Raw genomic sequence first — 16,573 nt, 5'->3', positions numbered from 1 at the left:
AATAAGGAAATATTCATGCCTGCTAATTATAATCCGGATATTAATTTTTCTCATAATACCTATCTCTATTTAATGGCAAAAGATAGACTTGTTTATATTGCCGAAAAATTTGTTTTACATGGTGATAAAAATGTATTGCAAGATATTAAGGGAAGTTTTGCTATTGGATTATCAATCTATTATATGGCTCATGTTCGGCAAGGTGGTAATAAGCAAGGAGAAAAATTTTTACTTGATTTAAATGATGTTATTAATATTATTGAAATGCCCATTTCTGATAATTCTCCATCATTAATGAAGGCAAAATTGATAGCGGAAAAAATTCATGCTAAAGAAAAATTAGATAGTATGCTTGCTACAGTAATTGATATTCAAAAACGCTATCTTAATAGTATTGATATTAATAATTATGTATCAGATCCCTATATGTGGCTTGATATGTTACCGGCCGAGACGGCGCATCATTATATTGATAGAGTAACAAACCGCGCTTTGGAATTGAATAATAGTTTAAAAAATGCCACCTGGTTTGCAGAGCTTTGTATTAGTTTAAAAGCCAGATATTTTAATAGTGATACCAATTCGATTGATAATATTAAAGATAATTATCATGAGCTATTAAGCAAAAAAAAATATGATTATTACATTGATAGTATTAGATTTACTCTAGATAATGGTGTACAAGCGATAAAATTCAGTGAAAAAGATGATCGTCATTATTATTTTTTTGATATTGATTATTTCTTTAAAAAATACCTTGATGATCCAGCAAAATATAATGCTCAATATTTTGAGGTTTTTGCTGGTGATCATATGATGATACTTTCAATAGAAAGTGAACAGGATAAAATTAACTACTCTTTTTTTGATAGTAATATAGGTGTATTTAATTTTGTTAATAAAGAAAAATTTAAATCGTTTTTTATTTCTTTTTTGCAAGAACATGAAAAATCTTATCACATAGTTAAAAATGAAAGTAATAATTATCAATTAAAAATAGCCGCCTATAAAGATAATGATGATATTAAACATCAATTGATTGACTTAAGTATTGAAAATGAAGTGATAGAAACAACAGCAGCAAAAATTATTTTTGAACAACAAGAAAAATTTGCCACTCGATATATTATTAGAGAACATGAGCTTTATCCAGTTGACTTTGAATTTATAGATATTGATTTCATTAATAAATTTTCTATTATTAAATTAACTGCCACTGTTGATAATAAAACAGTGATAAAAAAAGTCGTTATTCAAGAGTTATCCATCGATGAAATATTAAATATTCTCAGTGATGAGGTGAGCGACTTATTTTATTTACAAAGAGAAATGACATTAATAAAATATGATCGCGATAATATTATCTATTATGAGTTTAATGACGCGATTAATATTAACCAGCAACTTTCTGAAATTGTAAATAATAAAAAGTTACCTTATTTGATTAAGAAAAATGATGATTTTTTATTTATGCAGGATTATGTTGTTGATAATGAGGATAATGAAAGTGTGTTTACAATGGATACTGTTTTAGATGATAAACATACCGTCATTATTCAAATTCAGGATGATAGTGTGATTAGTAATGGTGTTGAAAGATTAAAAAATAAGCATCCAGAAAACACTACTGTGATCTTTTTTGATATTCGCAGTCATAAACACCAGGTTATGCATAACTCAACTGCTTTAGCAAAAGAAGGTAATGTCCGTTGGTTAATTGCTGCTCATGGTTCATATTTTAATGAACTATCACCGGATTTTTTTGCTACGAGTTTACAAAATTTGAAGTCCAAGTTATTTGATAATCATGATCCGCAGAAGATTATTTTTTTAAGTTGTAAACAAGCTAATAATAATATCATAAATGATAATGGCTTTAAATTTAGCCGTGCATTATGGTTGAAGGGGTTTAGTTCAACCATGGCAGCTTATACAGAAAATATTTATATCTCTGATTCCGGCCATAGGATGGCAAGAGTAAAATATTTTGACAAGCAAACGCGGGATATGCCTGCCCATATATATAAAAATATATATCAGTATCATCAAGAATCGGGGATGATATTTGTTAATGAACAGGATTATATTTTCGCCCTATTAGATAGTATTAATCATAATCATGTATTGGATGATACTCTTATATTAGAAAATCATGATTATTTAAAAAAATATTTTGTAAATAAAAATGGTCAATTGGATATTGACTTAATCAGATTGGTCAGTTACGAAAATGAAGCTTATCAAATTTTTAAGTCGTATTATCATGAGATAATTAATAATAATCTTATATTTGATAGTCAAATGTTAATATCTAAACTAAGGGAAAACGCTATATTTGAAATCCCTATTTGGCGAAAAGTCAACTCAGATTTTATATTAGCAGATCATAGTCATATACCCATTACAGCCAAAAAAAATATTATTTTAAGATTTGCTGGCGATAATAATGCTCGTCTGCAAGCTGAATTAATCGCCGCACAAGATCCGCAGAATACCTTAATTGCTCAGATTGATACAAAACGGAAAAAATATTTTATTGAATACGGCAATTTGACTGATTTTCAAAGCCGAACTGAGCAGCATTGGTTGTTATTAGGTCAGGTTTCCCCATCAGGTAGACAATTTAGTGGTTTAGACTCACTACAATTATCACAATCTTTAATAACCCTAAAAGAGGAATTATCATTTCATAATCCGCAAGAAATATCTATTATAAGCACCTCGTGGCTGGGACAACATAGTAATCCGTTTCGTGCTGATTGGATTGTATCAGGCTTAGCAAAACAGCTCTCTGCCGCTGATATTGATACTATTTTAACATTTTATACCCATAAAAAGAGTTTTTTGGTCAACCAAAATTTATTAGATTATCACGATAGTTTTTTTTATTGCCGTTATGATCGAGCCACAAAACAGATTTTATTAAATGAAATTCCAATTACCCAAGCTTTATTGATGTGTATCGCATTAAAGGAAATTTCTATTTGGCAGGCAACGACAGAAAGCTCGTTTTACTTACAAAATTATTTCACTGATAAGCGAGGTAATATCGATGTAAATAGACTTAAACAAGCATTGTATGATCCGGTTATTAATAAGAAAATAAATCTTTTTTTTCAACAGAATTATCATATTTCTGTTAATGCCATGGACTATTGGCAAAAAATCTTTATTAAAAATATCTCGCTACCAATATGGCAACAAGCGGATGAATTATCACTATTATTGGATGCAATATATGATGATCATAACGTGTTGCATCACTTAGGCGACCGATCACGCTGGATATTAAGGCAATATTTTTCTTTAGGGGCTAATGAGATTGATCAGGCTAAAATATTACGTTTAATTGCAAACTATCCTGAATATTTACAGTTACAGACTGCATTAAGTGATTTGATCGGCCTCTCCTCTGACAATGGCCTTGAAGGCTTATCGCTACAACTGGCATTAGAAAAAAGCAGCTATTGGCATAAACGCATATTAATCAATTTTTCTCAATTGAGGCAACAAGTGAGCCACAGTTCAGATATTGAAGGAGGAATAAGGTTGTTTCCCCATGCTTTTTTGTTACATGATCACAATATTTCTGCCGCAAATATTGCAGCGACTTTAGGCGCCATATATGCATATTCTATTGATTATAATGAAAATTTCCATCAATTATTAGTCTATCATCGTAAATTATATGAACAACGATTAAAGCATTCATTTACTAGCGAAGAATTGCATTTTTTGCAGCAATTTGAACATATATTCAATAATATCAAGCATAAACAGATGCTGGGAAATACTTCACAATTCATTACCACACAATCACTGGAACAATGGTTATCAACGGCAGTAGCAGGCAGATATCAATTAAAAGCTGGCAATTTAGTATTTACTTTGTCTATTACTCAACAGGCAGATAATTATCAATATGCTTTGTTTGATGCTAAAAGTGGCGAGATCAAACTAAGTGGGCAGGATAAACAGAAGATTTCGACAGTACTGTGTAAAGGATTGACCGCATACTTAACTGTAGATCTGCCTAAGAATTCTATTATCAATAATAAAACGACCAGAGCTGCGGAAATAGGGATAGCAAAAAACGCGGTAGATCAATTTGAGTTTGATATTTATCGTCTCAATCTTGATCCAGTTATCAAGAATGAAATAAGTTCATTGCTATCACAATTACCCGGTAAATCTGAATCAACAGCTCTGCCATTAACGGTAAAAGTAGGCGCAATTGATATTCAATTGGCAACTTTACAGCAAGCAGGTGCGCAGATTGATAACAAACTCGTTACCTCCCAGTCAATTAATTTATTGTCTAATCATCCAGATAAATTGACTTTCGATGTTCAACAACTTAATGATTATTTAACTTTTGCTAGTGGTTCACAGCAGAATTCAAAGCTAGTTAACGTGATTAAGCAACAGTTAAATCAGGTGAATGCAACAAGTGCGTTACTAGCCAATCAACAAAATTTGGCTTCATCTGCTCTATTATTAGAAAGACTATCAGATATTAAACAGGCTACTGATATAGATAGAAATCTTTGGCCACGTTTTCAGCAAAATAGTCTCAGATTACCTCGTTATGCCCGCATGATGAATAAAATCGGTTATGGTACCCAGGCTATTGGCCTATTCCAACTGGTTAACTCAACCCAGATGATGTTAGCGGAGCGACAGTTACCGCAATTAAGTGATGAGCAACGAAGCGAAATTGATAAAAATATTATTATTGCCTGGAGTGCTACTGGAGCCAATTTTAGTACTGATATTCTACAACCATTGCTATTAAAAATGGCTTATAAAGCCACTGGTAGTTATCAAGTAGCCGGAACATTTACTGGGCGAGCCGTCATATTTTTAAATGCCATTGTCGCAGGTTTTGATGTTTATTATGCCTATGAAAATTTTAATCAACTGGCGACAGAACAAGATGCTGATGTTCGTCAGGATCTGATAGTCAATGGTACACTTTCATTGCTGGGGGCAGGTATTGGCGTTGGCACGGCGTTTGCTATTTTAGTTGGTTCATCGGTGGCCGGGCCGATTAGTATTGCTATTGGTGCCGCATTAATGCTAGGCGGAATGACTTATAATGCGGGGCGAGCAGTCGAGAAAATTAAACAAAAAGTTGGATTAACTTCAGAGGAAGAATTTGAAACCGGTTTACGAGTGGCTTTAGGATTGAATTTAACTTATGCAATACAAAATAGATTACAGCAGTATCAGATAGCAGATACTTTTAAACAAGCGTTATTGGAAAAACAGCGCAATCAATTTGAAGATATGCTTAAACCGGCAGGCTATAATTTGCATTTTTATATCGAAGAAGAACAGCAAGTTGAAGAACTGCCTTATTTTCATTTGATAGATAAACAGACAAATGAATATATTGCTTATCAGGATTTTGAAGAGTTATTAATAGCAAAAAATATCAGTTTATTTTCAAATTCAGTAACAACTTTATGGACCAATGACAATATTGATTTTGCGATAGAACAGAATAAAAGACGTTTTTCTGAAGCAGAAGTGAGATTAATTCTACAACAATTGCCCAATCGCTATGATGTTGAGCGAGTAAAAATAAAAGAATATATTCCCTCTTCTTATGAAGCTACTGATGAAATTATTTTATTGGCACAGGACCATGATAATATATTGTCAAATTTTGGCGATATTGCTGTTGAACAAAAGAGAATATTTACCTCTAATAGCGAAAATTCAAAAGTACTCTATTTCACAGCGCTAAATAATCAATATGAACACAATTATGATTTTATTGAAAACTATCTGGCGGAAACTTACCAGAAAGAAAACATTTCCGCGGTAAGTTTTAATACCGCCAATGGTAATGATATTATTATTGGATTAGATACCTTAGCCAATCGATTTGAAATTTTTGACGGTAAAAAAATTTTTATTGCCGGTAACCAAGATGATATTTTTATTCTCAATAATAGGCAATTTAAAATTAATGAAATAAAACATCTTTATGGCAAAGAAGGTAATGATAGCATTATTATTAATACTTTACCTATTCAACAAGATTTAGGCCTTATAGAGCCGGATTTTTCTGTATATAATAAACATAACAATACTAGTTTTTTTGGCAGTTATATTGATTTAGAAAATAATACTGTAAAATATTTAAAACGACCTTTTCAGCAATTTGAGTATTCCTTGAATGTAATGAAAAATTTTATTAATAGTAGCAGTAATACTTCCCAGCTTGTTGCGTCTATTGATAATTTTGAAAATGCCAGTGGGCCTGATAAGGCACATAATATTATTATCGGTAATGAAAAAGATAATATTTTATCGGGTGGTAACGGGCATGCAATATTACATGGTGGCGAAGGTAATGATGCACTTTTATTAGCTAAGGGCTATGCTAATGGCGGCAGCGGTGTTGATCGGTATGTTATACAACGTTATAACTGGACGGATCATATAAAAATTTTACCTGACTATCGTTTATATAATCAATGGGATGCAGAACAGCAAATTTTTATTAACTCAAACCAACAAAAGCAGCTATTTAAATTTAATCGATTGTTCGACTACCATTCTAACGTGGTTATTGATGAAGAAGGTAGCAATGGCTCAACTATTATTGAACTGGAGTATCAGTTAGATGAAATAAAATTACTTGCATTAAAAGATAGTGATATAATCCTTAAAATTGAAATAGCTGTGCCATCTGAACTCAATAAAGTTGCCAAAAGTGCTATCGAAATTAAATTAAAAAATGCTTATGGTTATCATGATAATGGTAAGCATTTTTTAACTCATCAATATAATATTCGTACGCAGGATGGCTTTATATTGGCACCTTACCTACCTCAGTCCGTCAATCTACATATAGAACAACCAATATTATATGAAGCTATGTATATTAGGCGTTTTGAGCACCATGTCACCGCGGCTCGGCCCTATTTTGTCGCCATTGATTTGGCTAAAAATAGCATAGAAACTTATAAAAAGATCTATCATTTACCCGATAATATTAGGCCTATGCAAACTACCTTTGAGGCGGTCGAAACGATATTTTCCGGCGATCGGCATGATAATTATTTTTATAATATAAAGAGTAATAGTTATTTTCATATAACCAAAGGAGTGGACCATTATTATATTAGTGATATGTCTATATTAAATTTAGTCTCTATTTATATTACTTTTGATTATGGCAAAATAAGTGAATATTACACTGACAATGATAGAATAATTATTTATCTTGCTGAATATAGTGGTTATGATTTTTTCTTTGATAATAACGAATTAGTACACAAAGATAAAAAAAATGATATCGCTAAAATAAAATTTATAAATTGGCAACCATTAGATTCAATAAATATTCTAATTCAGGACAAAAATCAGCAAAAATTTAATATAATTTTATCTGACCAGGGTAACTTTATTGCCCCCTTAGATCCTATTCAAATGGCAACAGAGCAAGATGATATTATTGTATTGCCACTCGATTTTCGCATGAATGACAAATTACTGGATGCTGGCGATGGTAATGATATTGTCACTGATGTGAGTGAAAAAGGGCATATTATAAAAGGCGGAAAAGGGAATGATATCATTACGGTGAAGGCGGGTTACAATATTCTGCTTGATGGTGAGGGTGATGATGCACTTTATGGCGGTGATGACGATGATATTCTTATCTCCAACGGTGGAAATGTCACTCTAGCAGCGGGAAAAGGTAACAATATTATTTTTATTAATCAGCTTAATGGTTACCTTAAAATTATTAATAATGGGGGTAAAGATACCATTATTTTGCAGGATAAAAGGATTGCTGACTATCAAATTATTGATCACAATGGCAATCTTTCATATCTCTCTTCTGATGGTTTATCTAGTATAGTGATCGAAAATTATGATCAACAAAATGTTGTCATTAACGCTGCAATCGGCCAGGGAGAAACGCTTAATAATAGACAACTTGATAGTTTAATTGATTTTATAGCTGCGTTTGATCCTAATGGAGAAAATGGCAGCATCGATTTAATTACTTATCTACCTACCTTTAATATTGATCTAGATTTTAGTGTAGCAACAACGATATAAACACGATTATTAATAAATAGAAATTAGATAGTTAGCTTTTGTTATTATCAACAATCAAAGTATTTTGTTTCATTTATTATTAATAATTAATGATGTAAAAATAACCAGCCAAATTGATTTTAATTAATTTAGGTATGAGCAAATAATCAACTATGTTATTCTGTAGGCAAAATAAACTTTTTTTGAAAAATTAAGCCATTTAAAGCTAATTATCAAATTTAATTAAATAACAAAAAATTATTTTAGGATAAGGTAGTTATGATGACGCCAAAAACCAAGATTATCATTGTCGGTGGTGGGGCAGGAGGATTAGAACTTGCAACTAAATTAGGGCATAAATTAGGGCGCAAGAATCAAGCTGAAATTATATTAGTTGATCGTAATCAAAGCCATTTGTGGAAACCACTACTGCATGAAGTTGCGGCTGGCTCTCTAGATGATGGTGTTGATGCACTGAGTTATTTGGCGCATGCTCGTAATCACTATTTTCATTTTCAATTAGGTTGTTTGACAGATATAGATCGTGAAAATAAAACCATTAAACTTGCAGCGATACATGACAAAGAAGGGCAATTATTAGTTCCTGAACGACAGCTAAATTTTGATATTTTAGTCATGGCGTTAGGTAGTGTGTCTAATGATTTTGGTACCACTGGCGTAAAAGAACATTGTATTTTCTTAGATAATCCTAAGCAAGCGCATCGTTTTCATGACGAAATGTTAAATTTATTTCTCAGTTACTCGGTGCGACATAAACCGGATGATAAGATCAATATCGCAATTGTTGGTGGTGGCGCAACCGGGGTGGAATTGTCTGCTGAACTCTATAATGCTATCGAGCAATTAACGAGTTATGGGTTTGAAGGCTTAGATAAAGAAGCACTTAATGTAACTCTGGTTGAGGCAGGAGAGCGCATCTTACCGGCTTTGCCTATACGGATCTCTACTGCTGCTCATCATGAATTAACCAAATTGGGTGTGCGTGTTTTAACCCAGACCATGGTAACCCGAGCAGATGCTGATGGCCTCAACACAAAATCGGCAGAAAAAATTAACGCTGATCTTATGGTTTGGGCGGCTGGCATTAAAGCACCTGATTTTATGCAACAAATTGGCGGTTTAGAAACCAATCGAATTAATCAATTGGTCGTTAAACCAACCCTACAAACTACACTCGATAGTGCTATTTTTGCCATAGGTGATTGTGCCTCTTGTCCTAAAAAAGAGGGTGGATTTGTGCCTCCGCGGGCACAAGCGGCGCATCAAATGGCGACTTTATGTTATAAAAATATCCTGGCATTACTAGAAGGTAAAGAGTTGAAAGAGTATGTTTATAAAGACCATGGCTCTTTAGTCTCATTGTCTCGTTTTAGTACCGTTGGCAGCCTAATGGGAAATTTAGTGGGCGGTGATATGATGGTTGAAGGGAAAATCGCTCGACTAGTCTATATTTCACTTTATCGCATGCATCAGATAGCATTACACGGTTATATTAAAACCGGATTGATGATGTTAGTGGGTAGTATTAATCGTATCATTCGACCTCGATTAAAATTACACTAATTTACGCTGAACACTCTTAATAGCGTTAGATTTGATATTAACCATTGCGTCTTATTTAATTAAAATAAGACGCAATGAATTAATTTATACTAGATGTGATTGAAAATCGGCAATTAATTGGCTAACGAAAGTGAGCCTGTCAGCATAAGTGATTAATGGTTTAACAAATTTTAATTTATTAGGGCCATCTAGCCGATAAACCTCTGGTGAGTTTTGTAGTAACGCGATAAGAAAAGTGGCGTTTACTCTATTTTGTTCACTAAATTCAATAAATCCACCTTTTTCATGCGCTTCTATGCGTTTAATGCCTAATGCTTGCGCATGCATCCGGATGGCAGTAGATTGTAGTAACTGTTTGCCTGCATCGGGCAAGTTACCAAAACGATCGATAAGTTCCATTTTTAACTCATCCAGCTCTGTGTCATGTTTGGCGCTGGCTATTCTTTTATAAAAGGATAATCTGAGATTGACGTCAGGGATATAATCATCCGGTAGCAATACTGGCATTCTTAACTCAATTTCAGTCTGTTGGCGGGTTAGCTCTTCTAAAGAAGGTTCTTTGCCTTGCTTTAATGCCTCAACAGCATTTTCTAGCAGTTCCATATAAAGTGTAAATCCGATAGTGGTCATCTGCCCGCTTTGTTCTGCACCAAGCAACTCACCTGCACCACGAATTTCAAGATCATGGGTTGCCAATGCAAAGCCAGCGCCAAGATCTTCTAGCGCTGCGATCGCTTCAAGCCGTTTTTGCGCATCGAGAGTCATCGCTTTAGGATGTGGTGTTAAAAGATATGCATAAGCTTGATGGTAAGAACGACCAACTCTGCCACGTAATTGATGTAATTGCGCTAAACCAAAATGATCTGCGCGTTCAATAATGATAGTATTCGCGCTAGGAATATCGATTCCCGTTTCAATAATAGTGGTGCAGATTAATACATTAAACCGCTGCCGGTGGAAATCGGTCATTACCCGCTCCAGATCTCTTTCGCGCATTTGACCATGGCCAATCACAAAACGCGCTTCAGGTACCAACGACTCCAAACGCTCTTTGGTTTTTTCAATATATTTTACATCATTAAACAGATAGTAAACTTGTCCACCACGTAATATTTCACGCAAAATGGCTTCCCGCACAATTAAGTCATCATATTGACGAACAAAGGTTTTAACCGATAATCGACGAGAAGGAGGGGTAGCAATAATAGACAGATCACGCATGCCACTCATTGCCATATTAAGGGTTCGAGGAATAGGTGTTGCCGTTAATGTCAGAATATCAACATTAGCTCGCATCGATTTAATTAACTCTTTGTGACGAACCCCGAAACGATGTTCCTCATCGACAATTAATAATCCAAGTGCATGCCAACGAATATCATTTTGCAGTAATTTATGGGTACCAATTAAGATATCTATTTTTCCTTCAGCCGCTGCGTTGATAATTTGTTGCTGTTCTTTTGTACTGCGAAAGCGTGACAGCATTTCAATCCGCACTGGCCAGTTAGCAAAACGGTCGCGAAAATTATCAAAATGTTGTTGCGCTAGCAATGTTGTTGGCACCAATACGGCAACTTGTTGATTATTGGTTATTGCCAGAAATGCTGCTCGCATTGCTACTTCGGTTTTACCAAAGCCGACATCACCACAGACTAAGCGATCCATAGCAATTGGTTGGCACATATCACTTAACACGGCATTAATTGCTTGTTCTTGATCGACGGTTGTTTCGAAGGGAAAACCCTGACAAAAAAGTTGATATTGCATTTTATCGTGTTTGAAAGCAAAACCTGGCTTTATACTACGCTGAGCGTGAATATCTAACAACTCAGCGGCAACATCACGAATTTTTTCGGCTGCTTTTTGTTTGGCTTTAGTCCAAACATCACCACCTAATTTATGTAATGGTGCACTTTCATCATCGCCGCCACTATAACGACTAATTAAATTTAGCGATGAAACTGGAACATAAAGTTTATCATTGCCAGCATATGTCAGCATTAAATACTCAGCTTGAATACCGCCTGCAGCTAAAGTGGTTAACCCCTGATAACGTCCAACACCATGTTCAAGGTGAACAACGGGTTGTCCTGGACATAATTCTGCCAAATTACGTATCAATAGGTCAGTATTGATGGCTTTACGTTGTTCAGTATGACGTTGAATAACCCGTTCACCTAAAATATCGCTTTCGCAAATAAAGGCAATTTGTTGATCCTGATTAATAAACCCCTGTTCAGCAGCACCCACTGTGATATAAAAACCTGGTTTATGAGTTTCATTCAGGGTTTTAATTCTATTAGGATTAATTTTTATCCGTGCCAGTAGCTCTTGTACTGTTTCACGACGTCCAGCACTTTGTGCAGAAAAAATAATCCGCCCGGTAAAATTTCTGCTGAACTGATCGAGCTTATCAAGTGGCGCTGTATTTTGCTGACTGATATTTAAATCAGGTAAAGCGATATAGGGCAGGTTAATATGGCCTGCTTTTTGGCTAACTGATGCAACGGAAATTTTGATACGTGGCCATGCCTTAAGGCCTCGATTAAGTTGTTCGCTATTTAGCCAAAGTGTTTCAGGGGATAGTAGAGGACGCATGGGATCAACACGGCGACTCTTATAGCGCTGATAAGTGTCAGCCCAAAATTTATCAACAGCTGCGGCTAAATCTTGGGTAATCAGCAAAGTATTAGCGGGAAAATAGTCAAATAGCGCAGATAACGATTGATTGAAAAAAAGGGGTTGCCAGTATTCAATTCCTGCGGGTAATATTTTTTTACTGATTTGTTGATAAATATGCTCAGGATCGCGACGTATATCGAAATGTTCTCGCCATTGGCTACGGAATAACTCAATGGCTTTATCATCTGTGGGGAATTCGTGAGCAGGTAGTAAATTTATCTGCTCAACTTCGCTTATAGTAAGTTGGCTGTCAACATCAAAAGTTCTTAAGCTATCGATTTCTTCATCAAAAAAGTCAATCCGATAAGGGTAGTCGCTGCCCATTGGAAAGAGATCAAGTAACGCTCCACGAGTAGCATATTCACCATGCTCGAGCACTTGTTCAACATGTCGGTAACCGGCTTTATCAAGATTATTACGTAATTTTTCACGTGAAAGTTTATCTCCCTTATGCATAACCAGGGCATTACTGGTTAGAAAATTAATAGGGCAAACTTTTTGCATTAAGGTATTAACCGGAAGAATTAATAAACCTTTTGTTAGGGTTGGCAGTCGATAAAGATTGGCTAACCGCGCTGAAATAATTTCTTGATGTGGTGAAAAATTATCATAAGGAAGCGTTTCCCAATCCGACAGCATTGTTACTGAATGGGGAGAAAATTGTTGTATTTCATCACATAATTTTAAGGCATTATGCGTATCTTGAGTGATCAAAACAACAAGACCCGGATGGCGTTCGACAATATCAGCACACTCAACAGCGGCTGCCGCGCCAATTAGACACCCCAGATGGCGAGTATCACCTTTTTGTTTGGGTAGTTGGTAATAATATTTTGCCGACATAAGGATTAATTGATTCTCATTGATAGAAATTGTAATACTTGTTTTGTTGACACTAAAACAAACGAAAAATAGTCTAATCTGTTAAGTTAGATATAAAAAATCGTAAAACATTGGCTTAGGGTGGTTCCATTCAGTGACGCTACCCTTTATTATCGCCAAACACTTTGCTTTGGCAACAGAGGTATATCGGATTTCATGTCTCAGTCTGTTATCTTTTATATTGGTCTACGTTACATACGTGGACGAACAGGTGACCGCTTTGGTCGGTTCGTATCGAGTTTATCTACGATTGGCATTGCACTAGGCGTTATGGCATTAATTACTGTTACTGCTGTTATGAATGGTTTTGAACGTTCATTACAGCAGAGTATTTTAGCATACATGCCACAGGCTATTTTAACGACACCTAAAGGAAATCTCAATCCCAGTCAATATCCAGCAAAAAATGTAACCTATCTACAGGGAATCAATCGCATTGCCCCAATTGTGGAAAGTGATGTGGTATTACAAAGCAGGCAAAATGTGGGGGTTGCGGTCATGATTGGCGTTGATGAAGCGTCGACCGAGCCTTTGTTAAAGCATTTGCAAGATGTTGATCCGACAGTATTAACCGCCGGTAGTTACCATGTTATTTTAGGCATAAAATTGGCTGAACAATTGGAGGTAAAGCGAGGAGATCAATTGAGATTAATAGTGCCTGGTGTTAGTCAGCTTACCCCAATGGGCAGAATACCCAGTCAGCGTTTATTCACTGTAGCCGGCGTTTTTGCTACCCAAGGTGAAGCCGATAATAGTGAATTATTGGTTAATCAGCAGGACGCAGCACGATTAATGCGTTTTCCGATCGGTAATATTACGGGTTGGCGTCTTTATCTTGACTCACCATTAACTGTTGATAGCTTGAGTGAACAAACGTTACCGGTAGGTATGATATGGAAGGATTGGCGAGAACGAAAAGGTGAGTTTTTTCAGGCGGTTAGAATGGAAAAAAATATGATGGGCTTATTATTGAGTCTCATTATTGCCGTGGCAGCGTTTAATATTGTTACTTCACTTTCATTATTAGTCATGGAAAAACAGTCCGAAGTGGCTATTTTGCAGACATTAGGTTTAAAGCGAGGCCAAATTATGGCTATTTTTATGCTACAGGGAGCCGGAGCTGGGATTATTGGTACCCTCATTGGCACATTATTAGGTCTATTTATCGCAAGCCAGCTTAATATAATAATGCCAATGCTGGGTTTATTAGCCAAAGGTATCGAATTGCCAATATCTATTGATCCTGGCCGTATTATATTCATTGCTTTATCTTCAATTGCTATCTCATTATTGGCTACCCTTTATCCAGCTTGGCGTGCAGCCATCGTACAACCTGCAGAGGCTTTACGTTATGAATAATTCTCCGCTATTAGTTTGCCAAGACCTGTGTAAAAGTTATCAAGATGGCAAAATTTCGACCAACGTGCTTAAAAATATCTCATTTTCTATCAATAAGAGTGAAATGATGGCAATTCTGGGTAGCTCAGGTTCTGGCAAGAGTACGCTACTTCATTTATTGGGTGGGTTAGATACGCCAACCAGTGGTGATGTTATTTTTAATGGTAAAAAAATTAGTTCGCTTTCTACCAGTGGTAGAGCAGAACTACGTAATCAAGAGTTGGGATTTATTTATCAATTTCATCATCTTTTACCGGATTTTACCGCGTTGGAAAATGTGATGATGCCATTATTAATTGGCAAAATGGCACCGGTAAAAGCGCAGCAAAAAGCCAATGAAATGCTAACAGCAGTCGGTTTATCGCATCGAGTAAATCATCGCCCGGCTGAGTTATCGGGTGGTGAGCGTCAGCGCGTTGCGATTGCCCGGGCAATCGTTAACGAACCGGCTTTAGTATTAGCCGATGAACCAACAGGTAATTTAGATTTACACAATGCAGATGTCATTTTTGATCTATTATTGGAACTTAATCAGCAAAAGGGAACGGCATTTTTAGTGGTAACCCATGATTTGCGGCTTGCTGGCCGTTTAACGCATCAGTTAGAAATGCGGGATGGTTATTTACAGGATGAGCGTTCCTTAATGGGAGTGCAATAATCATGGCGAAATTGCCTGGTGCGTTAAAAATTGCACTTCGCTTTAGTCGAGGTAAAAAAAGGGCTGGCTTGGTTTCATTGATATCAATTATCTCTACATTGGGTATTGTGCTCGGCGTTGCTGTGTTGATTATTGGTTTAAGTGCGATGAATGGCTTTGAACGTGAATTAAAAAATCGCATACTTTCAGTTGTCCCCCACGGCCAAATTGCGGCAGTCAATCAGCCTTATTTAAATTGGCAAGCTGATTTAGCTAAAGTTCGACAAACTCCCGGTGTGGTAGGTGTATCACCTTATATTAATTTTACCGGATTACTGGAAAAAGGCAGTGCATTGAAAGCAATTCAAGTAGCTGGTGTTGATTTATCATCAGAGCAAACTGTCAGTTCATTACCTGATTTTATATTGAATGAGGCATGGCAAAAATTAAAACCAGGCAATAACGAAATTATTTTAGGTCAAGGTGTCGCAGAAACATTAAAAGTTTCGCCCGGCGATCATATTACCATCATGATCCCTAATCATGATGATAAATTACGTATTCAGCAACCGAATCGAATTAGTGTCACTGTTATTGGTGTATTCAAATTAAATGGCATGTTAGATCATCAACTAGCAATCGTGCCATTGCAAGATGCTCAGCAATATTTAGCCTATGGTGATGGTATTACCGGTTTTCAGATCAGTGTGACTGATGTTTTTGCCGCCAATAAAGTTGTCTATGATGCGGGTATAAATACTGGCCATTATGTCACTATCAAAAGTTGGATAACGGATTATGGCTACATGTATAGCGATATTCAAATGGTGCGGGGCATTATGTATCTTGCCATGATATTGGTCATTGGTGTTGCCTGTTTTAATATTGTATCTACGCTTGTAATGGCAGTAAAAGATAAAAGCAGTGATATTGCGGTATTGAGAACACTTGGTGCTAAAGATAGTTTTATTCGTGCTATTTTTTTATGGTATGGATTAATAACGGGAATGGTTGGTTGTTTTATTGGTATGCTAGTCGGGATTTTTATATCACTAAATTTAACGGCTATTATTAAATATATAGAAAATATAGTTGGTCATTCTATTTTGTCAGGTGATGTTTATTTTATCGATTTTTTACCCTCTGAGCTTCATATTACCGATGTATTTTATGTCATGTTAACAACATTAATTTTAAGTTTACTCGCTAGTTGGTATCCAGCTAAACGGGCAACAAAAATAGATCCGGCGCGAATTTTAAGTGGGCAATAACCGTTATTGTTTTTGCTGTCATTATCTAAAAGAGGCGATTGTTTGATTGAAAGTA

General features: G+C 35.5%; 6 protein-coding genes. 5 read left to right on the top strand and 1 reads right to left on the bottom strand.

Annotation, left to right across the window (positions count from 1 at the left end):
• Positions 1–15 precede the first annotated feature (15 nt).
• A complete protein-coding gene (locus tag QE177_RS08610) occupies positions 16–8,085 on the top strand; it encodes a C80 family cysteine peptidase (protein WP_280548763.1) in 8,070 nt (2,689 codons plus the stop codon).
• A gap of 258 nt (positions 8,086–8,343) precedes the next feature.
• On the top strand, positions 8,344–9,648 hold the full coding sequence (locus QE177_RS08605; RefSeq protein WP_280548761.1) for an NAD(P)/FAD-dependent oxidoreductase: 1,305 nt from the start codon (positions 8,344–8,346) through the stop codon (positions 9,646–9,648).
• A gap of 84 nt (positions 9,649–9,732) precedes the next feature.
• Here QE177_RS08605 and mfd read toward each other — a convergent pair whose 3' ends face one another.
• The gene (gene mfd / locus QE177_RS08600) at positions 9,733–13,173 is read right to left on the bottom strand and encodes a transcription-repair coupling factor (RefSeq protein ID WP_280548759.1); all 3,441 of its coding nucleotides are present in this window, start codon (positions 13,171–13,173) and stop codon (positions 9,733–9,735) included.
• A gap of 195 nt (positions 13,174–13,368) precedes the next feature.
• Here mfd and lolC point away from each other — a divergent pair, with 195 nt between their 5' ends.
• The 3 genes from lolC to lolE are packed head-to-tail and all read left to right on the top strand — an operon-like array spanning position 13,369 to position 16,518.
• Positions 13,369–14,571, top strand: a complete 1,203-nt coding sequence (gene lolC / locus QE177_RS08595) for a lipoprotein-releasing ABC transporter permease subunit LolC (protein WP_280548757.1) — start codon at positions 13,369–13,371, stop codon at positions 14,569–14,571.
• Positions 14,564–15,268, top strand: coding sequence for a lipoprotein-releasing ABC transporter ATP-binding protein LolD (gene lolD / locus QE177_RS08590; RefSeq protein WP_280548755.1), 705 nt, complete (start codon positions 14,564–14,566; stop codon positions 15,266–15,268). Before lolC ends, lolD begins: the two co-directional genes overlap by 8 nt.
• A gap of 2 nt (positions 15,269–15,270) precedes the next feature.
• Complete coding sequence (gene lolE, locus QE177_RS08585; protein ID WP_280548753.1) at positions 15,271–16,518, top strand: lipoprotein-releasing ABC transporter permease subunit LolE; 1,248 nt, start codon at positions 15,271–15,273, stop codon at positions 16,516–16,518.
• The last annotated feature ends 55 nt before the right edge of the window (positions 16,519–16,573 follow it).

It is taken from the genome of Arsenophonus sp. aPb (assembly GCF_029873475.1).
Classification (GTDB): domain Bacteria; phylum Pseudomonadota; class Gammaproteobacteria; order Enterobacterales; family Enterobacteriaceae; genus Arsenophonus.
The sequence above is the reverse complement of the archived record's forward strand: the minus strand, read 5'-3'. Positions and strand labels throughout refer to the sequence as shown.